This window comes from Maribacter caenipelagi, from assembly GCF_004364175.1.
In the GTDB taxonomy this organism is placed as follows: Bacteria; Bacteroidota; Bacteroidia; order Flavobacteriales; family Flavobacteriaceae; genus Maribacter; species Maribacter caenipelagi.
Map to the genome: position 1 here is coordinate 464,050 of NZ_SNZW01000014.1, position 18,294 is coordinate 482,343.

21 protein-coding genes are annotated in these 18,294 nt (G+C 34.5%); 10 read left to right on the top strand and 11 right to left on the bottom strand.

The window, feature by feature from the left end; genetic code table 11:
• Positions 1 to 17 precede the first annotated feature (17 nt).
• The 7 genes from DFQ03_RS10085 (at position 18) to DFQ03_RS10115 (ending at position 5,768) form a co-directional block, all read left to right on the top strand.
• Positions 18 to 1,937, top strand: coding sequence for a S9 family peptidase (locus tag DFQ03_RS10085; RefSeq protein WP_133673042.1), 1,920 nt, complete (start codon positions 18 to 20; stop codon positions 1,935 to 1,937).
• A 34-nt stretch (positions 1,938 to 1,971) separates the two neighbouring features.
• The gene (locus DFQ03_RS10090) at positions 1,972 to 2,697 is read left to right on the top strand and encodes a DUF2490 domain-containing protein (protein WP_133673043.1); all 726 of its coding nucleotides are present in this window, start codon (positions 1,972 to 1,974) and stop codon (positions 2,695 to 2,697) included.
• A gap of 28 nt (positions 2,698 to 2,725) precedes the next feature.
• Positions 2,726 to 3,361 (top strand): YceI family protein, encoded by a 636-nt coding sequence (locus DFQ03_RS10095; RefSeq protein ID WP_133673044.1) that lies wholly within the window; start codon positions 2,726 to 2,728, stop codon positions 3,359 to 3,361.
• Between the two features lie 152 nt (positions 3,362 to 3,513).
• Entirely contained in the window at positions 3,514 to 4,110 is a 597-nt protein-coding gene (locus DFQ03_RS10100; protein ID WP_133673045.1) for a superoxide dismutase family protein, read from the top strand.
• Positions 4,111 to 4,184: 74 nt separating this feature from the next.
• The gene (locus DFQ03_RS10105) at positions 4,185 to 4,721 is read left to right on the top strand and encodes an RNA polymerase sigma factor (RefSeq protein WP_133673046.1); all 537 of its coding nucleotides are present in this window, start codon (positions 4,185 to 4,187) and stop codon (positions 4,719 to 4,721) included.
• A gap of 1 nt (position 4,722) precedes the next feature.
• Positions 4,723 to 5,517 (top strand): anti-sigma factor, encoded by a 795-nt coding sequence (locus DFQ03_RS10110; protein ID WP_133673047.1) that lies wholly within the window; start codon positions 4,723 to 4,725, stop codon positions 5,515 to 5,517.
• Positions 5,518 to 5,585: 68 nt separating this feature from the next.
• Positions 5,586 to 5,768 carry a hypothetical protein gene (locus tag DFQ03_RS10115; protein ID WP_133673048.1) on the top strand — a complete coding sequence of 61 codons (183 nt, stop codon included), beginning with the start codon at positions 5,586 to 5,588 and terminating at the stop codon, positions 5,766 to 5,768.
• A 19-nt stretch (positions 5,769 to 5,787) separates the two neighbouring features.
• On the opposite strand, the gene DFQ03_RS10120 is transcribed toward DFQ03_RS10115, so the two are convergent.
• Positions 5,788 to 6,834, bottom strand: a complete 1,047-nt coding sequence (locus tag DFQ03_RS10120) for a VOC family protein (RefSeq protein ID WP_133673049.1) — start codon at positions 6,832 to 6,834, stop codon at positions 5,788 to 5,790.
• Complete coding sequence (locus DFQ03_RS10125; protein WP_133673050.1) at positions 6,827 to 7,531, bottom strand: glycosyltransferase; 705 nt, start codon at positions 7,529 to 7,531, stop codon at positions 6,827 to 6,829. The genes DFQ03_RS10120 and DFQ03_RS10125 overlap by 8 nt, the downstream gene beginning before the upstream one ends.
• 212 nt (positions 7,532 to 7,743) lie before the next feature.
• Here DFQ03_RS10125 and DFQ03_RS10130 point away from each other — a divergent pair, with 212 nt between their 5' ends.
• The gene (locus DFQ03_RS10130) at positions 7,744 to 8,532 is read left to right on the top strand and encodes a DUF547 domain-containing protein (RefSeq protein WP_133673051.1); all 789 of its coding nucleotides are present in this window, start codon (positions 7,744 to 7,746) and stop codon (positions 8,530 to 8,532) included.
• Positions 8,533 to 8,674: 142 nt separating this feature from the next.
• The gene (locus DFQ03_RS10135; protein WP_133673052.1) at positions 8,675 to 10,918 is read left to right on the top strand and encodes an efflux RND transporter permease subunit; all 2,244 of its coding nucleotides are present in this window, start codon (positions 8,675 to 8,677) and stop codon (positions 10,916 to 10,918) included.
• 340 nt (positions 10,919 to 11,258) lie between these two features.
• Here the strand turns inward: DFQ03_RS10135 and DFQ03_RS10140 are convergent, their stop codons facing one another.
• The 3 genes from DFQ03_RS10140 to DFQ03_RS10150 form a co-directional block, all read right to left on the bottom strand.
• The gene (locus tag DFQ03_RS10140) at positions 11,259 to 12,536 is read right to left on the bottom strand and encodes a tetratricopeptide repeat protein (protein WP_133673053.1); all 1,278 of its coding nucleotides are present in this window, start codon (positions 12,534 to 12,536) and stop codon (positions 11,259 to 11,261) included.
• Between the two features lie 132 nt (positions 12,537 to 12,668).
• Positions 12,669 to 13,439 (bottom strand): DUF4331 family protein, encoded by a 771-nt coding sequence (locus DFQ03_RS10145; RefSeq protein WP_133673054.1) that lies wholly within the window; start codon positions 13,437 to 13,439, stop codon positions 12,669 to 12,671.
• A 21-nt stretch (positions 13,440 to 13,460) separates the two neighbouring features.
• The gene (locus DFQ03_RS10150) at positions 13,461 to 14,171 is read right to left on the bottom strand and encodes a DUF4331 family protein (protein ID WP_133673055.1); all 711 of its coding nucleotides are present in this window, start codon (positions 14,169 to 14,171) and stop codon (positions 13,461 to 13,463) included.
• Positions 14,172 to 14,372: 201 nt separating this feature from the next.
• Here DFQ03_RS10150 and DFQ03_RS10155 point away from each other — a divergent pair, with 201 nt between their 5' ends.
• Positions 14,373 to 15,578 (top strand): LETM1-related biofilm-associated protein, encoded by a 1,206-nt coding sequence (locus tag DFQ03_RS10155; RefSeq protein WP_133673056.1) that lies wholly within the window; start codon positions 14,373 to 14,375, stop codon positions 15,576 to 15,578.
• 24 nt (positions 15,579 to 15,602) lie between these two features.
• Here the strand turns inward: DFQ03_RS10155 and DFQ03_RS10160 are convergent, their stop codons facing one another.
• The 6 genes from DFQ03_RS10160 to DFQ03_RS10185 form a co-directional block, all read right to left on the bottom strand.
• Positions 15,603 to 16,367: a LytR/AlgR family response regulator transcription factor gene (locus tag DFQ03_RS10160; RefSeq protein WP_133673057.1), complete on the bottom strand. Its 765-nt coding sequence runs from the start codon at positions 16,365 to 16,367 to the stop codon at positions 15,603 to 15,605.
• Positions 16,368 to 16,402: 35 nt separating this feature from the next.
• Positions 16,403 to 16,789, bottom strand: a complete 387-nt coding sequence (locus DFQ03_RS10165; RefSeq protein ID WP_166637459.1) for a 2TM domain-containing protein — start codon at positions 16,787 to 16,789, stop codon at positions 16,403 to 16,405.
• Positions 16,770 to 17,108: a 2TM domain-containing protein gene (locus DFQ03_RS10170; RefSeq protein WP_133673059.1), complete on the bottom strand. Its 339-nt coding sequence runs from the start codon at positions 17,106 to 17,108 to the stop codon at positions 16,770 to 16,772. Before DFQ03_RS10170 ends, DFQ03_RS10165 begins: the two co-directional genes overlap by 20 nt.
• Positions 17,099 to 17,389, bottom strand: coding sequence for a 2TM domain-containing protein (locus DFQ03_RS10175; RefSeq protein WP_133673060.1), 291 nt, complete (start codon positions 17,387 to 17,389; stop codon positions 17,099 to 17,101). Before DFQ03_RS10175 ends, DFQ03_RS10170 begins: the two co-directional genes overlap by 10 nt.
• A gap of 18 nt (positions 17,390 to 17,407) precedes the next feature.
• Complete coding sequence (locus DFQ03_RS10180) at positions 17,408 to 17,692, bottom strand: 2TM domain-containing protein (RefSeq protein ID WP_133673061.1); 285 nt, start codon at positions 17,690 to 17,692, stop codon at positions 17,408 to 17,410.
• A gap of 143 nt (positions 17,693 to 17,835) precedes the next feature.
• Positions 17,836 to 18,288, bottom strand: a complete 453-nt coding sequence (locus tag DFQ03_RS10185) for a pyridoxamine 5'-phosphate oxidase family protein (RefSeq protein ID WP_133673062.1) — start codon at positions 18,286 to 18,288, stop codon at positions 17,836 to 17,838.
• Positions 18,289 to 18,294 lie beyond the last annotated feature (6 nt).

Consider the following 18,294-nt stretch of genomic DNA (forward strand, 5'->3'; position numbering starts at 1 on the left):
AATCAAAAACTACTATTATGAAGTATCTAATGGCTTGCTTTGTGTTTACGCTTATTCTGAGCTGTAATGAAGAACCTAAAAAACCTTCAATTGCAGAAACTATGAAGACCTATACCATCAAACAAATGATGGATAACGAAGCCATTAGTGGTGGTAGTTTTTCCCCTGATAATTCTAAATTGCTAATTTCAAGTAATAGATCTGGTATTTACAATATGTACACAGTGCCTATAAGTGGCGGAGAGTTGACTCCCGTTACGGCTTCGGACAGTTCTTCGGTATTTGCTATTTCTTACTTTCCAAAAGACGAACGTATGTTATTTAGAATGGACGGTAATGGCGATGAAATCTATCATATTTATATGAGAGATATAGACGGTAAACAAACTGACCTAACTCCTACAAAAGGTGCCCGAGCTTCGTTCTACGGATGGGCAGAAGATGACCAAAGTTTCTATTATACATCGAACGAAAGAAACCCAAGAAATGATGATGTGTACCAAATGAATCTGGAAACTTTAGAGCCTAGCTTAGTTTATGAGAATACCGAAGGTTATAGCATTAATGGAATTTCTGAAAACATGAAGTACCTTACCTTAGGGAAACCGATCAATACTAATGATTCCGACTTATTTATTTACACTTTGTCAGACGAAAAGCTGACCAAAATCAATGAAAATCAAAGCGCCAACAGTAGCTCTGGATTTTCCAATGATGGTTCATCCTTGTATTATACCACAGATGATGGAGAGGAATTCTCATATTTAATGAAGTACGATATTGCCACGGGCAACAGAGAAAAGGTGATGCAGAAAAATTGGGATATATGGGGCACCTATTTTACGGAAAACGGTACCTATCAAGTGACGTATATTAACGAAGACGCCAAGAATGTCATTGAAATTAAGAATGTTAGCACCGGTGAAAATATTGCTCTTCCTTCTTTGGATGGTTTGGACGTAACCAGTGTAGATTTCTCAGATGATGAAAAACTAATGCGTTTTTATGCTGGTGGGTCACACACCCCTTCTAATTTGTTCGTTTATAATTTAGAAACCAAAGAACAGACCCAGTTGACCAATGTTTTAAATAACGAAATAAATGGTGAAGACTTGGTGAACGCAGAAGTAATACGTTACAAGTCTTTTGATGGGGTTGAAATTCCTGCCATTTATTACAAGCCCCACCAGGCAAGTGCGGACACCAAAGTACCTGCATTGGTTTGGGTTCATGGCGGACCGGGCGGACAAAGTAGACAGAACTTTAGCTCATTTATTCAATATTTGACCAATCATGGTTATGCCGTATTAGCCGTTAATAATCGAGGTAGTAGCGGTTATGGTAAAACTTTTTATCAAATGGATGATTTAAACCATGGCGATAAGGATTTAAAAGATTGTGTAGAAGGTAAAAATTGGCTTGCCCAACAGCCAGAAATAGATGCTAATAAAATTGGAATCATTGGCGGCTCTTACGGTGGTTACATGACTATGGCGGCATTGACCTATACCCCAGAAGAGTTTGCCGTTGGGGTAAATTTGTTTGGCGTAACCAATTGGGTACGAACATTAAAAAGTATACCGCCATGGTGGGAGTCTTTTAAAGATGCTTTATATAAAGAATTAGGAGACCCATACAGTGCAGATTCCGTTCGGTTAAAAGAGATTTCCCCTTTGTTTCATACCGATAAGGTGACCAAACCTCTAATTGTTTTACAAGGTTCACAAGACCCTAGAGTATTACAAGTAGAATCTGACGAAATTGTTGCAGGTGTAAAAAAGAACGGTGTTCCCGTAGAATACGTGCTCTTTGAAGATGAAGGTCATGGTTTTGTAAAAAAAGAAAATCAGATCGAAGCGTATAGTAGGGTTTTAGATTTTTTAGATTTGTATTTGAAGAAGGATAAAGCAACACCTATTGAAGAAGGCGATAAGTAAAGCCAAAATTTTAAGTTTCATATTAAATTAAAGAATGAAGAAAGTTTTTACATTACTAGTATTATTAGCAACTATTAATCAAATAAATGCCCAAAACGAAGTTACCGGTGAAGACGATTTTGGTAGTTGGTTCATGTATTTTGGAACGAACAAAATAGCCGATAAGTGGAGCATACATACCGAGGCACAATTCAGATATTATGAAATGGCATCGAACTTTAACCAGTTGTTGCTGCGTACAGGTATCAACTATCACATTAACCCTGATGCTATTGCCACTTTAGGTTACGGATTTATTGAAACCGACCCTACTTTTACGGAGTTTGATGAACTTGGTGTAAATACTTTAGTCGAAAACAATTCAATTTCCGAGCATCGCATATTTGAGCAGTTCATTCTTAAAAACAAGGTTTGGGAATTTAAGTTTGAGCACCGTTACCGATTGGAGCAACGCTTCGTGCAAAATAATTATACAGGTGAAAGCAGCACATTGCACAGGGCACGGTATAGAATACAAATGACCTTGCCCCTTACCGATATATTTTTCTTGAACTTTTATGACGAAATATTCATAAACCTACAAGACAGTGCCTTTGGTCAAAACCGTGCATATGCTGCACTTGGGGTTAATGTTACCGAAGATTTGAGCATGCAGTTCGGGTACCTAAAAAATCACTTTACAGGGGCTAACTTCGACCGCCTGCAAATTGGGGTATTTTATAACACAGATTTACGTGGCATTTTTAAAAAGAAAAAGTAAATTTATACTATAAATAAAATACATTATCATGAAGAAAATAGCATTTACATTCGTCAGTGCCCTATTAATCGTTTTTTCAAGTTGTAAAGAGGCTAAAAAAGGTGAGGAATCTAAAAGTGTTGACGCTACAAGCGAAGCAACCGAAATATATAGTTTGGTTCAAGATTCAACAAAAGTTAGTTTTACCGCTTACAAAACAACGGACAAAGTTCCTGTTGGTGGAATGTTCAAAAAAATCAACTTCACGAAAACAAATAGTGGTGAAACTGCAATGGAAGCTTTAAATGGAACTGAATTCAGTATTCCTGTTAGCAGCTTATTTACTAATGACCCAACCGGTACTAGAGACCCAAAACTTTTGGAGTTTTTCTTTGGCGTATTGAAGGATACAGAATTAATTTCTGGTGTTTTTAAAGTTGAAGGCGATAAAAGCTCTATGGATGTTACCTTAAACGGAGAAACACAAAATATTCCGCTTGCATACGAAATGAATGGTGATAACAAAATCGTCTTCAATGGTGTTATGGAGTTAGAAAACTGGAATGCCATGAATGCTGTTGCTTCTATTAACAAAGCATGTGAAATTTTACATACTGGTAAAGATGGTGTTAGCAAGACATGGAGCGAGGTTGCCGTAAAAGCAGAAGTGCTATTGACCAAATAATAAAACCGATATTATACATACGTAAAAATGAGGTACTCAAGGGTACCTCATTTTTTTTGTTCCTAAAGATTAAAAGGATTGCTCTATGCATCTAAGTCTTTGATATTATACTATTTAATAAGTAATTTAACATCGAATAATAAAAATAGGACATGATGAAAATACTTAAAATGGAAATAGCACTATTGACACTACTAGCTGTCTTTAGCTGCAACGAGGTAAAAAAAGAGGCTTCTGAAGCAAAAGAAGAAGTTGAAGAATTAATGGACGAAGCAGAAAATGAAATGGATGAAGATGAGACCGTTGTCAAATTTATGCTAGAGCCTAAAAGTGATAGTAATGTAAAAGGTGAAGTAATTTTCACCCAAGATGATGACGAGGTAGAAATGATAGCTATGTTATCTGGTTTATCTGAAGGCGAGCATGCCATTCATATTCACCAAACTGCAGATTGTACAGCCGCTGACGGATCTTCTGCTGGCGGACATTGGAACCCAACTAATGAACCACATGGTAAATGGGGTGCTTCCGAAGGATATCACAAAGGTGATATTGGTAACTTTACCGCAGATGCAGATGGAAATGCAAAAGTTGAATTTGAAACAGATGAATGGTGTATTGGCTGTGATGATGAAAATAAAAATATATTGGGCAAAGGAGTAATTGTACACCAAGGTGTTGATGATTATACTTCGCAACCTAGTGGTGCTGCAGGGGCACGTGTAAGTTGTGCTGGTATTATTGAATAGAGTTAATAATAAATATAATAAAAGCTGTTCTTGGAACAGCTTTTTCTATTTTTAACCGATTTAAAAATTTACTTATGCAACTAGACCTGTTGGTTGATCAGTTTAAAAAGAAAGACCCCTCGGCCTTTGAAAAGCTATATGGCATGTATAGCGAAAACATTTGTGGCGTTATAAATACTATCGTCAAAAACGATGCCCTTTCCCAAGAAATTTGTCAGGACGTTTTTATAAAGATTTGGAATAACTGTGAAAGTTATAATTCATCTAAGGGGAGATTCTTTACATGGATCTTGAACATTGCCAGAAATGCTGCTATCGATGAAATACGCAGTAGGTCGTATAAAAATGATAAAAAGAACCTTTCCGCAGATTACTTCGTAGGTATTTTACAGAACAAGGAAGAAGAGGAAAGTTCTTCTGTAGATACTAAGGGTTTGAGAAATCTAGTAAAGAATTTAAAGGAAAAATGTGTTCAGATCATTGAACTGTTATACTTTAGAGGGTACACTCAAAAAGATGCTGCAGAAGAATTGGATATTCCGATAGGTACTGTAAAAACAAGAAACAGAAGTTGCATTTCCCAATTAAGGGAAAATATGGACGTAAGATAGTATGGATGTAGAAAAATACATAGCATCGGGAATTTTGGAGCTTTACATAGCTGGCATACTTTCAGAAAAAGAAAATCTGGAGATTGCCAATTATGCTAAAGAATATCCAGAAATTCAAAAAGAAATAGAAGCTATTGAAGCTTCAATATTAGCGTTGTCAAGAAAAGCATCACCAGGATATAACTATTCATTTAAATCATTAATGGATAGAATTAACGGTGAGGTCAAAGTAATCGATATTAATGAAAAGCGCAGCTCTCCATTCTTATCATATATTGGCTGGGCAGCATCTGTTCTACTGGCCGTTGGTCTTTTCTGGTTGTATCAGCAGAATCAAGATTTAAAATCTAATATTCAAGTTGTCGAGAAACAAAATGTTGATTTAGAGCAACAAATTGCAGATACAGATTCATCATTAGAACAGACACAAGATTTATTGAATACTCTTCGTGATAAGAATATTAGTGTTATTTCTTTAGGTGGTCAAGAAGTTTCACCGACTTCATACGCTAAGGCTTATTGGAACAAGGAAAATAAAAAAGTTTTTATAGATGCCAAAGGTCTACCTGAACCACCAGATGGTTTTGTATATCAAGTATGGTCTTTAAAACTTTCGCCCCTTACCCCTACCAGTATGGGTCTGCTAGAAGATTTTGCAACGGATGAAAACAAGGTATTTGCATTGAACAACCCGAACGAATCTGAAGCATTCGGTATTACGCTTGAACCAGCAGGTGGTAGTGAATCACCAAATTTAGAGCAACTATACACACTAGGTGTAGTAGCAACTTCATAATAAATTAAAATCTAAAGGAAAATGGGCAGTTTTTAAAAACTGCCCATTTTTTTTACTATTTTTCCACCATGGATTTAAAGAAACTTTTCGGAACCGTTTTAACCTTGTTAGGTATTGGCGGACTTGTTTACACTGCAATTTTATTTGGAAATAGTACTGGCACCACCAAACAGCTTATTGTTTTTGGTGTCTTAGGAGCTATCTTTTTTTTCTCTGGTATAGGATTGATAAGAAATACCAGTAAGGGTTAAAAATCAAAAAAGGTAAAGCTTATCTGTCTTTATTTACACGGTGAAAACCAAGGCTTTTTACCAACCACTTTGGTAAAGTTTTATGTGGATTTCTCTTTTTTAGGTTTAGATATAATCCTAATGATTTTAGAATAGGAACTTTATGGGTTTCAACCAATTCTATCAATGTACCATCTGGGTCCTCCATATAACTGAAGTGACCGGCAGCATCGCCCATATCAAAACTATTAGCACTGTCAACGGTAAAAGCATGACCATTTAATTTTGCCTTTGCTCTAATGGAGTTCATACCAGATACATCGAAACATAGGTGTATATAACCCAAATCTCCCCACAATCTATTTTCAAAAATCTTTACGGGTTTTCTATCTAAAACCTGAATAAGCTCTAACTGTGTGGGACCTAGAAGATCTCCGAATCCGCCGACGGACTTTCGCTCTTGAGAAATAATTACCCTTCTATATTTTCCTTTTGTATTATCGCTTTCAAGTGTTTCAATACTATCGTACTCTATAACTGAATACCCTAACATTGAACTATAAAAGTCGATTGAAGTTTCCATATTACTTACGCCAATTACAGCACCTAGCACTCCCCCATTTATTGATGATTGATGACAAAAAACATAATGATCTTCAATCATTTGCACCCGATTACCAAAAGGATCGGTAAAATAGAAATTGTAAGAATATGATTGATTGATTTCTGAAAGAAGAGATACTCCAATACCTTTTAAATACGAATGCATTTCAGTCAGATTTTTACATCTTATTTTCATCGCATAAATTCCTAGGTCTCCGAATTGAATTTGATTTTTAGCAGCCATAGGAGTCCGGTCTTTGAACTGCCAAATTTCTAAGCCACCACCACCAGTCATATTTAATGATAAATAAGCTTCTCGTTTTTCCTCCTTACCATTAGTATATTTCTTCATTAACGACGCAACCGCCTCATCTTCGAACAGTAAAATATCAAAACCTAAATGTTCCCTGTACCAATTGAAAACCTTTTTAACATCAAGAACTCCTATCCCAATTTGTTGAATTCCGTTTATAATCTCAACCATTGTATGGAGTACGTATTAACTTATTATGTAGTGATTTTAATTTATTTCCCGGGTATCCGAATTTAAAAAGAACCACCAAAAGAAAGTTAGAAAGATTTACGCGTAAATAGGAGTTAGACTCATATTTACGTGCAGAAACTATCAGGTCATTTTTAACGATAGTATATGGTACATTCTCCTTTTTCATGCGACGGAAAAACTCAAAATCTTCCATCAATACCTGCTCCTCATTAAATTTACCGAGTTTATCAAAAGCATCTTTTCTAATGAACAGACATTGATCACCACCACCGGTAAATAATCCGTATTTAGCCGTAAACGAAGCATTTACGCGTAAGTACCATGTATCTTTATCAAACTTGTATGAAAAGAATCCTGCTTCATATCCGTTCTGTAAACTATTTAAAATATCATCGATGAAATCCGTTGGTGGTACTACATCCGCATGTAAAAAAACAAAGGTATTTCCTAAAGCAATTTGAGAAGCTTCGTTCATTTGAGCCGCCCTGCCCTTATTTTTACAATGTAAAAATTTTATTTTTTGATCACATTCTAGCTTTTCAATAGCATCTGAATTAACCGGAGATACCGCAATAATAATTTCTAAAAGCTGTTCATGACTTAAAAAACAAGCAACATTGAAGAGTCGTTGTAGATTTTTATATTCATTATGTACGGGTATAATTATACTGATCATAAAATGGTGAAGTCTTAGTATTTAGAAATAACAAATTGTTTATATATCATATTTCTATTCATGACTTACCTACGTAAGTTGGGAATAATAGTTTTAAAACATGTCATTTTTTTATAATAAAGGTTAACGTAATCAATTTAATAAAAGTTCGACCAAAGATTCACGAACCTTTTAGCTACTATTACGTAGATAGGGTAATTTAAAAGAATACTATGAAATTAAAAATCTCTTTTCTTATAACTATGTTGGCTATATTTTTTATGGCAAAAACAGATGTTCAAGCTCAGGTTGAAACCAATTCAAATACAGATTTTAACGAATTATCTGAAACCTTTTTACAACGAATTATCAATGACCAAGATACACAAGAAATACAAGATTTTTTAGGGAATACGACTATTGAAGCATTAGATAGAGCATTAGATACCAATGAGAAGCGATTGGCTTTTTGGCTGAATATTTATAATGCCTACATTCAGGTTATTCTTCAAAAAAATCCGGAATTGTATGATGACCGTGGCAGCTTTTTTAAGTTAGAGCAAATTAAAATTGCAGGTGAAATGGTTTCGTTCGCTAAAATAGAACACGGACTCATTAGAAAATCTCAATGGGAATATGGTTTGGGATATATACGTAAGTGGTTCCCAAACAAATTTGAACGTAAATTGAGAGTAGATAAGCCTGTCTTTAATGTCCATTTTGCATTGAATTGCGGAGCTAAAGATTGCCCGCCAGTAGCAATCTACAAATGGCAGCGTCTACAAGAGCAATTACAAATTGGTACCAAAAGACATTTAGAGAAAACAAGTGAATACAATAGCGAAACCAATGTGGTGAAAGTTACTTCTCTATTTAGTTGGTTTAGAGGTGATTTTGGAGGAAAAGGCGGTATCAAGAAAATTTTGAAAGCTAATAAAATTATACCAACTACCAAAGGGATTGAGATTGAATACAGCAATTATGACTGGACATTATATCTCGATAATTTTATTGAACTATAAATAGGTTTAACTCATGCATTTAGTATTCTTAAAAGTAAATGCATGAGCATTATTTCATCTATTACATTCTTATTCAATTGTTTTTACCACGATTAAAATGTAGAGTGGTAAATTTGCAACCGAAATAGATTTTATATTTTCTATGAAGGTTAACTTTAGCTTTCTCAAAAAGCTTTTCATTTTTCTTTTTGTCCTATTGGGCGTATTAGCGGCTTCTAAGTTAGATGAGCTGCAGTTTTCTTTCGATTTTAGTCAGTTTTTCCCTGAGGAAGATCCAGATTTAGCCTTTTATGACAAATATGTAGAAGAATTTGGCACAGATGACAACTTTTTACTAATTGCGGTAAAGAACGATCCTGATGTATTTCAACAAGATTTTCTAAATAGATTTAAGGCATTTTCAGAAGAAAGTAAAAGTTTTATACACGTTCTTGAAAGTAGTTCTTTAACCTCGCTCTCATACCCTCTTAAAACTTCTTTCGGTTATACCACTTTACCAATCATACATGTTGACGATTCTTCTCAGTATCAGAAAGATTGGAGGAAAATAAAGGAAGATTCCCTTTTTATAAATGTACTTGTCGACAAAAACAAAACCTCTTTTGTATTAGCATTACAAACCGAAGATAACTTAGATTACAAGCAATCAGAACTTCTTTTAAATAGTATTAGAACTTCTTTAAAAGCACATAACTTACCCGATTATCATATTTTAGGAAGGGCATTCTTTTATGAAGCTATTGTTGAAATGCAGAAGAGCGAAGTACTTACGACCACTATTGTAGCTTCTATATTAGTTTTTATTATTCTATTGCTGGTCTACAGGAGTTTGCCGGTGGTTTTAATTTCAGTTTTTTCTATAGCATTGTCCTTGTTACTGTTTATGGGGCTATTAGGATGGTTGGGCAAAGAATTGAACGCTATGGCTGCATTCTACCCGGTTCTTATGCTTATTGTAGGCACTTCTGATGTAATACACCTTACTGACAGTTATATAAGAAAACTACAAACAGGCATTCCAAGATATAAGGCAATTAAATCTTCACTGAGAGAAGTGGGTATGACTACCTTACTTACCTCAATAACCACTGCCGTTGGTTTTGTGACACTACTTTCTTCTAGATTGGTTAGTATTCAAGAATTCGGAATAAACGCTGCAATAGGTGTTCTGGTCGCTTATATAACGGTTATTTTCTTAACGGGCTCTTTACTGATTTTTTTACCCGAAAAATCATTGATCGGACGAAAAAGTATCTCTGAAAATTGGGTGAAATACCTTTTAAAATTAAATACATTTACAAAAAACAATCCTAAGTCTATCATATTTGGTACTGTGGTCTTTACCATACTTTGCGTTGTTGGTATTTACATAGTGCAGACTAATCAAGAACTAAAGAACACATTACCTGCAGAAAGTAAAATAGCAAAAGATTTCGATTATTTTCAACAAAATTATTCTGGTTTCAGACCTTTAGAAATTGCTGTAATGAGTAGTGATGGCAATAAGGTAACCGATTTTAAAGTTGCCCAAGAAATTGAAAAACTATTAACGTATCTAAAAACATTTAAAAGTATAGGCAATGTGCAATCTGCCAACCTGCCTTATAAGATTTTTAATAAAGCGAACAACTTAAATAGTGCTGCATATTTTACCTTACCTACCGACGAGAAAACGTTTTTAAAGTACCAAAAAGACACTCGTAAACTGGCACGTAAGCAACTTGCTAAATTTATAAACGCCGATGAAACTATTGCCCGTATAAATGGTAGATTGCAAGACATTGGCACCGATAAACTTAAAGTCGTTTACAGCGATATAGATCATTTTGCCAACACGAAATTAGACACTTCGTTAGTTAGCATAAAAGTGACCGGTAAGAGTATTTTGTTGGACAAAAACTCTGAATATATTAGAAGTAGTTTGTTAGAAGGACTGCTGTACGGATTATTACTAATCGGAGTAATTATGGCTTTTGTTTTTCGTGACATTAAAATCTTTCTAATATCATTAGTGCCAAATGTGCTACCAATACTATTTGCAGGTGGTATGTTAGGTTTCTTGGGTATACCATTAGAAGCCTCACTTTCGGTAGTTTTTGCTATCGTCTTCGGTATTGCCGTTGATGACACCATTCACTTTTTAGGTAAATACAAATTAGGTATTAGCCAAGGATTGGATAAAGAGGCCGCACTTGAAAAAACATTTGCACAAACAGGTAGAGCATTGGTTATTACAACCATTATTCTTTTCTTCGGATTTATGGTGATGCTATTTTCTATTCATCAACCTAGTGTAACTATAGGGTTGATTATAAGTGTAACCTTGGTAACAGCATTGATACTAGATTTGCTATTACTACCGGTACTACTAAGAAAATTGATTTAGTTAGTTCTATTGGTACGGTCTAATGTTTTCTGTAGAGACCTATAGGCAAATATTGATTTGCCAACCATTAAAATCATTAAGCTTATCCATAATGTAAAGAGTAGATATTCCATAACACTAATTGGTTTACTTGGTTACTTTTAGTTCGCTATTTAAGATGCTGGGGCATTTTAAATGTATTTGGTCGATAAATATATACATTTCATCTATACGCCTGTTAAAAAAAACCAAATTTTCGATGAAATGCGTAATAATAACAACGCCACGACTTTATATCGTGGCGTTGAAAAAAACAATCCAACCTAAAACAAACATGAAATGAAAATAATTGGGCAATCAATTACAAATCATGGACTTGCTTTTCCATACCGGGACCTAATTCATAAATAGCCCCTATTAATTCTCCTTTTAATTCTTTAACTCTTTCTTGTTCTCCGTTCGCTTTATAAACTTCAGCGGCTTGGTAAAGTAAAGCCGGTTCAAATGTTTTACCGTATACGTAGGTGTTCATAATTTCCATAGCTTTTGCTTTGTCACCGTTTTTTAGAAGACTGTAGCTTAACCAGCTATAAGATTCTGGCGTGGGTCTATTATCCACTTCTCTCCGTGCCAAAATTAAAGCACTATCATATTGTTTTGTTTCGCCTATGTATAAGCCTAAGTTATAAGCATTGTACATATCACCATATGCTGTATTCTTTACTCTTGTAAAGTACTCGTCTAAATTTTTTGTACGCACCAAGTCATCATTTATGTAGTCGGCTATTTCAGCTTTTAACAAGAAATAATCTGGGGCATTATAGGTTTTGGTCACTGAATCTAAAATGCGAATTGCCTCTTCAGAATTTTTATCATTTGAAAAAACGATCCATGCAATTCCCTTTTTAGCATAGGCGTTATTGTTATCTATTTCTAACGCTTTTAGATATTGCTGATAAGAATCTTCTATTCTACCTGCATGACCATAATAGTCACCTAAATTGGTATAGCTCCAAAGCATTAAATCTTTATTCTTAGCTATTTCAGCTTTCGTTCTAGCCTTCTCCATAAAACTTATGGTCGTATCTAAATCGCCTTTATAATCGTTCCATTTTGCCAAACGAATCATATAACCGAAATCTGACATGTTCTTTAAGCTATCTAAATAGGTTTCTGCCAGTTGATAATTACCCAATTCCATATGAACATCGAAATACAAACTTTGAGTTTCACTTTTATCTCCACCAATTGCAGCTGCAGAATCTGTTAATTGTAATGCTTCTTTAAAGCGATGTTGAGAGATATAATTTCTAGCTAAAGCCCTATAAAAAACTGGCTTACCGATATTTGCAATATCAACTGCTTTTTTTAAACTCTTTTCAGCCTTCTTTAAAAATTCAATATCGCCTGTCTGCTGAAAGTATCTGTTGTACTCACCACCTACCACACCAAAACTGGTAAGCTGCATACTGTCTGGTCTTATTTTAGAATTCCAGAGGTCAAAATATTTTGATGATGTTTTAATCTCTTTAGCTACTAAAAACTTGTTGTAATCTTTTTTATTTGCAATTGTGTCCTGATTCTTTGTATCACATGATGATACCAGTATCACCACTATTAAAAGCTTCAATAATTTCATAAGGTTGTTTTTTTGTGGATCGTTTAAAATAAGGGGAGTTTTTCAACTCCCCTTTCCCTTCTCTTTCATAAACAATTTAGGGATGTGCCAATCTTACCTACCACTAACAATAAGTAAGGTTAAGGCAACTTCTTATTCTGGTGCTCCCAAATATGGGAACGTAGTACCTACAGTAGCGGTTAGCCCAACGCCATCTGAGGTTAATCTTGGTAAATCTGCAACACCATCACCATCGGTATCTTGACCGCTAAAACGATCACCTTCCATACCACCGAATAATAATATCAAAGAAACATCGATAACATCGTCTTGAGGTGTTCTACCTGTTAAAGCAACTTCATCTCCATCTGGCACCAATATTCTACCATCATCATCTGCATCGGTACCTGGATTAAAGTATGTTGTTGGTAAATTCGGTGCAACCTCTAATACATCGGCAGCTAAATAACCTGTTAACGTAGGGGCGTCTAAACCTAGTATGTTGTTTTCATAGTTTACAGCGGCTGGATCAGCACCTAATATATTAGCATACACATCATGATATGCTTCTAACCTAGCTTCAAAATTAGCTTGAAAATTAGCTGCCATTTCTGAAGGAATAGACATGTTATGTGCATCTTTAATATCACCATCGGCACTCAATACGGTATTGATACCTGGTCTACCCATAAAATCTACTTGGGCATAAGTTCCTGTAAAATCTGGTGCCATTGGCTCCATAGCAACTTCACAAGGCATACATGTACCACCACAATCAATTCCTGTTTCATCACCGTTCATAATACCATCATCACATGTTGGTGTAATTACTATGGGTGTATTGTCATCATCATCGCTACAAGAAGCTAATGCTGCTACTGCCAAAAGAGCCAAAAACGTATATTTTATATTTTTATATTTCATCGTTATATTTTTTTAAGGTTATTATTGTTTTGAGTTTGTAGTTACCCATGTTTTGTACACTTCTAAACCAAGCGCATTTTGACCTGTGGTAGTACCTAAAAGACTATTAGGTAATTCTACCACTATAGACATCGTATTTGCACCATCGAAAGTATCAACAGCAGTTTCGTCGTCGTCGTCTGTAGAATTTGGATCACCAGCTGGTTTAAAACCTAAAGGAGCCGTACCACCAATTACTTCATTGAATTGAAAGAAATCAAAGAAAAAAGCATCTTGTCTCGGACCTGCAAATAAAGAAACTCCGCTATCCGTAGTCTCCACAATAGCAGTATCAGCAGAAATATCTACCGACCCTAATGGGGCATCGACCATAATTGAACCGTTTAAGCCTGTTTCGCTTGGTGCAACCGGACCGAAGAAATACATTTTGCCATCTCTTGGTATTGCTTGTATTACTAAATCTTCTACCAAATCATTATTGGTATCGATATTAATTTCTAATAATACATTTTCATCGAACGTACCGTAAGCCAAATCTGGCAGTACATTAGATTGAAGATCTACCGCAAAAACGGTATTGTCTGAACCTTCTGTTGGTTCAAAAGCATAAAAATCGGCAATATCTGCCGAGGTTCCCATAGAGCTAGGCGCATCAATATGATCTGCTGCCACTAAAAGAACTCCTACTAAGGCTAAAGCCCCAAGTCCCATAAATAATTTTGATTTTTTCATTATCTTTTTTTTTAGATTAGAATCACCCTTACTTACGCAGTAAAAAAAGGAAGGTTCATTTATTCTTAAAAAAAATTAAATTTTATTTTCAATCTTGCCATTGGCTACCTTCAATAAACCCTATTGTAGCGTAGAAGTAACCATTTATAGATATTAGTGAAGTAATAATTAGCTAACTTTGCAGTGTTAAATAATTAAGATATGAACCCGTCTTCCTCTGGTTGGATCGAGAAATATGGTTCGGTGGTTCAAAGGCACCAAAACGCTTTCCCAACTTTTGAAGCTTTATATGGTACGCTTAAAAAAAGCGGATTTGTATATGGACTAAATTCTGGCATACCAGAATTTATTGAATTGGAACATACGCTTTCTGAAGACGAAAAGGCAAAAATTAATTTATTACACGCGTTGTTCTTCACCTACAGAATTAAAAGCGGTGATGACTTCGCCAATTTTGTTGAAGAAGTATTTAAATTTTACGAAATACTGAAAATTAATAAAACCGGATTCTTTGATAAGTGGTTTACAGGCAGTAAAACATCTGCCAAGCTTGAAAAGTTGATGACTTCTAGAATTTATATTGAGGATAATATCATCAGTAAAACCTTTAATAGCCTTATTACCAATTCCCTTCTATTTATAGATGTTTTGCTTTTTAAACATTACTTAAACAACAATTCTGATTTAAAAGAGAAAGCGGCCGAAATTGAATACTTGGCCATTAATATTACCTACCACGCACTTAGCTCAAAAGAACTTGATAGAACAGATAATAAGCTTTCTCAGTTATTGGCTTCTTCGTTAACCTATATTAATTGTGCTGAGAGCAATTTTGATGGTTCTTATCGAGATAGACTATTGTTAAACAAAGAAAATTGGGAAAATCGCTACCTATTGGATATGGCCTGTCTTACCGTTTGGGAAGATCACTCTTTAGATTATACCGAATCTGAGTTTATTTTTGGAATAGGAAAAGATCTTGGGTTTGACAGAACAATAATCTCAACTTCTATTACGGACGTTACCGAATTCTTTAAACTCAATTTTGATGTCATTCCTTATTTAAAGGAAAAGAACCTAGCAAAACAATTTTACGATAGTATGGGTAAAATTGTAAAGAAATTGATTCTAAGGAATAGTAAACGCCTGCTTAAAGAGCTTTCGCAAAGTGCAGAGCTAGTTGGTCTGTTATCAAAATCTACGGTCAGGGATTTAAGTAATGAAGAAAAGAAAAAGGTACAGAATCAACTTTTAGATATTTTTAAAAGTATTCCGTCTTTGGCTATATTCATATTACCTGGAGGAGCAATTTTGCTACCGATATTTATTAAGTTGATACCGAAATTATTACCGTCTGCCTTTGATGAAAATAGAATTGACGAAGAAGAAGACTTATACCGTAAGTAACTTAATATCAATATTTTAATTATCCTACTCTAACCAAAGCTTAAAGTCTTTTACTTTCTCTCTACTGACTATAATTTCATGATCAGAATTGTTATTTAGCTTAATCTGCAATCTAGAATTAGTATAAGAAACAATATCTTTAATATGATCTATACTCACGAAAAATTTTCTGCTTACCCTAAAGAATACTTGAGGTTTCAGTTCATCTTCTAACTGTTCTAAAGTGGTGTCCAATAAATAATTGCGCCCATCTTTTGTTGCCGCGTATGTGCCTTTGTTTTCGCTATAGAAACACTCCACATCTTCTGAATTGATGATTTTTAAATGCTGCCCAACCTTTGCCGTAAAACGTTTCTTATATTCCCGCTCTAACGGATTCACCAATAACTTTTTAATATCATCAAAATCTAAAGCGATCTTGTTAGGCTCACCGGCAGATGCAAACCGTTTTCTGTATTTTTTGACCGCCTGTTCTAGATCTTCGTCATCTATTGGTTTTAGCAAGTAATCTATACTATTCAATTTAAAAGCTTTTAATGCATACTCATCAAAGGCGGTAGTGAATATAATTGCACTATGTACTTCTATGACATCAAAAATCTCAAATGAGAGTCCGTCAGATAATTGAATGTCCAAGAATATTAAATCGGGATGTTCATTCTCTTGAAACCAATTAATAGCTTCTTCTACAGAATGCAACATGGTAGAAACGTTTAAATCTAAACTTTCTAACATTCTTCCCAACCGTCTTGCTGCTGGTTTTTCATCTTCAATTATAATGGTCTTCATGGTCTGTATTTATGGTTTTAATAGAATAGTATGCTTTAGTCGTTATATAAATCTATGTATTTCTGAATCTTACGCTCTTCCCATTTCTTCATGTACCATGAAATATTACCAAAAACAGTAATTCCATGAATAATCAGTATAAGTCCCCAAACAATGGTAGTGCCGTATACATTCCAATTTATCCAATCTAAAAAATCAGGATTACCGAATGCATCTTTATTCACCAAAATGAAAACGAACTTTTGTCTTAAGAAGTACAAAATGATATTTATTATGAGAAAAACTAATACATGATTATAGAAACGCTTTATACTCGCAACTTTTGATTTAGCTCTTTCATACTTAGCATACCTACTGTCTTCTCCATCAAAAAAATTATCGTTTGCTCGTTCAGTAACCATACTATCTAAATTTTTCGGCATCTCGTTCATCTTTCTCTACATATTTACTGATTTGACGCTGTTCCCAATCTTTACTAAAAAAAGGATTATAGCCAAATACTTTAGCTGCATGAAAAGCCAAGCCTATTCCCCAGAAAAACGGAGTAGTTAAAGTACCTATATTAAACAAAGCCTCTGTAAATGATGCTCCACCAGACATTATTCCCATTATCGTAATAGTCATTAGAAATAGATTTACCAGTACATAAACAAGTAAATGAATATAAAACCCTTTTAATTCTTTGACTTTCTTTTGGGCTCTTGCCAATTTATCCGATTGTTCAAATTCGTTTAGTTCCATCTTCTTGTATTTTCTTCTTGTTGTAAAAACTCTTGTAACTTTCTTTCTTCCCAGTCTCTGCCCGTAAACGGATTCAAGTTAAAGATTTTATTTGCTTTAAAAAATAAGCTAATGCTTAATCCAAATACTACCCAAAGAAACCAGGCATTTCTCCATTCATTTAAGTAATAATTGATTGATGCCACTATTAAAATGGTTACGATAGCCGATGCTACTTTACCATAAAATTTTCTGATTTCTTCAACTCTTGCTTTTGCTCTTGTATATTTTGTGTTTTCCATGATCTTTAGTCTTTTAGGTTATGATTCTTGCATGAATTCTTTGATCTTACGCTCTTCCCAATTCTTACCGAACAAAGGGTTATATCCAAAGGCATAAAGTCCGTTCATCACTAACCCGAACCCCCAGCCTATTGCCGGAAAAATGAACCAAAGAAAACTTGTTGTATTATAATTGATATATGCCAAAAATGGGATTACAATACAGTATGCCAATAAATTGCCGTAGAAGCTTTTTATAGCTTGTACTTTTTCTTTTGCTTTTTCGTATTTATAATTTCTGTCGTTCGTTAAATTTGTTTCCATCTTTTAAAGTTTTAGGTGATTACTATTTTATTTCTATACTTCAAATTTCGGCAGATCGTACAGGTTTTGAAAAAATGAAATACCCAGTTGTAATTTTTTACGACTGAATTGTAGAAAGCCGTATTTGCAAGAGCTAAATCACTTTAAAAACCATAGGATTTCTTAGCACTTTCAATTTGCTCTTGATCTGTTGTATTAGAATACAGTAGATATTTAGGCGCAATAATTGGCTTAGCACTAGTAACGGTAATCTTGGTAATTGTAGCAAACGGAAAATTTCCTTTTGTAAGTACAAGAAGTACTTTTTCCATGCTAGAGAAGTCTGAAGACGATTTCTCTATAATTTCAGCCTTACCTTTCAATTGAAATCCTTTTTGCTTTAAAATATCTATAAAACTTATACAAACATTTTTGTTCGCTCTTATATTCTGAACCGTTTGTGGTGATGCTATATTTGCTACTATAATCGTATCGTCTCCAAAACAACCGAATATCTCTTTGGGTGATACATTAGGCATGTTATGGGAGGAAGATGTTGCCAACCAACACAATACACTATCGCTTATAGATGCTGTTATCTCTTTTGTTAGCTTCATAGTGTT

Bases quoted from the DNA above. Each gene is read 5' to 3' on its own strand.
- DFQ03_RS10165 (WP_166637459.1), bottom strand. From the start codon at position 16,789: ATGCCGAAAAATTTAGATAGTATGGTTACTGAACGAGCAAACGATAAT.
- DFQ03_RS10170 (WP_133673059.1), bottom strand. From the start codon at position 17,108: ATGGAACTAAACGAATTTGAACAATCGGATAAATTGGCAAGAGCCCAA.
- DFQ03_RS10120 (WP_133673049.1), bottom strand. From the start codon at position 6,834: ATGGTTGAGATTATAAACGGAATTCAACAAATTGGGATAGGAGTTCTT.
- DFQ03_RS10085 (WP_133673042.1), top strand. From the start codon at position 18: ATGAAGTATCTAATGGCTTGCTTTGTGTTTACGCTTATTCTGAGCTGT.
- DFQ03_RS10155 (WP_133673056.1), top strand. From the start codon at position 14,373: ATGAACCCGTCTTCCTCTGGTTGGATCGAGAAATATGGTTCGGTGGTT.
- DFQ03_RS10095 (WP_133673044.1), top strand. From the start codon at position 2,726: ATGAAGAAAATAGCATTTACATTCGTCAGTGCCCTATTAATCGTTTTT.
- DFQ03_RS10110 (WP_133673047.1), top strand. From the start codon at position 4,723: ATGGATGTAGAAAAATACATAGCATCGGGAATTTTGGAGCTTTACATA.
- DFQ03_RS10105 (WP_133673046.1), top strand. From the start codon at position 4,185: ATGCAACTAGACCTGTTGGTTGATCAGTTTAAAAAGAAAGACCCCTCG.
- DFQ03_RS10090 (WP_133673043.1), top strand. From the start codon at position 1,972: ATGAAGAAAGTTTTTACATTACTAGTATTATTAGCAACTATTAATCAA.
- DFQ03_RS10115 (WP_133673048.1), top strand. From the start codon at position 5,586: ATGGATTTAAAGAAACTTTTCGGAACCGTTTTAACCTTGTTAGGTATT.
- DFQ03_RS10160 (WP_133673057.1), bottom strand. From the start codon at position 16,367: ATGAAGACCATTATAATTGAAGATGAAAAACCAGCAGCAAGACGGTTG.
- DFQ03_RS10145 (WP_133673054.1), bottom strand. From the start codon at position 13,439: ATGAAATATAAAAATATAAAATATACGTTTTTGGCTCTTTTGGCAGTA.
- DFQ03_RS10140 (WP_133673053.1), bottom strand. From the start codon at position 12,536: ATGAAATTATTGAAGCTTTTAATAGTGGTGATACTGGTATCATCATGT.
- DFQ03_RS10135 (WP_133673052.1), top strand. From the start codon at position 8,675: ATGAAGGTTAACTTTAGCTTTCTCAAAAAGCTTTTCATTTTTCTTTTT.
- DFQ03_RS10125 (WP_133673050.1), bottom strand. From the start codon at position 7,531: ATGATCAGTATAATTATACCCGTACATAATGAATATAAAAATCTACAA.
- DFQ03_RS10180 (WP_133673061.1), bottom strand. From the start codon at position 17,692: ATGGAAACAAATTTAACGAACGACAGAAATTATAAATACGAAAAAGCA.
- DFQ03_RS10185 (WP_133673062.1), bottom strand. From the start codon at position 18,288: ATGAAGCTAACAAAAGAGATAACAGCATCTATAAGCGATAGTGTATTG.
- DFQ03_RS10100 (WP_133673045.1), top strand. From the start codon at position 3,514: ATGATGAAAATACTTAAAATGGAAATAGCACTATTGACACTACTAGCT.
- DFQ03_RS10130 (WP_133673051.1), top strand. From the start codon at position 7,744: ATGAAATTAAAAATCTCTTTTCTTATAACTATGTTGGCTATATTTTTT.
- DFQ03_RS10150 (WP_133673055.1), bottom strand. From the start codon at position 14,171: ATGAAAAAATCAAAATTATTTATGGGACTTGGGGCTTTAGCCTTAGTA.
- DFQ03_RS10175 (WP_133673060.1), bottom strand. From the start codon at position 17,389: ATGGAAAACACAAAATATACAAGAGCAAAAGCAAGAGTTGAAGAAATC.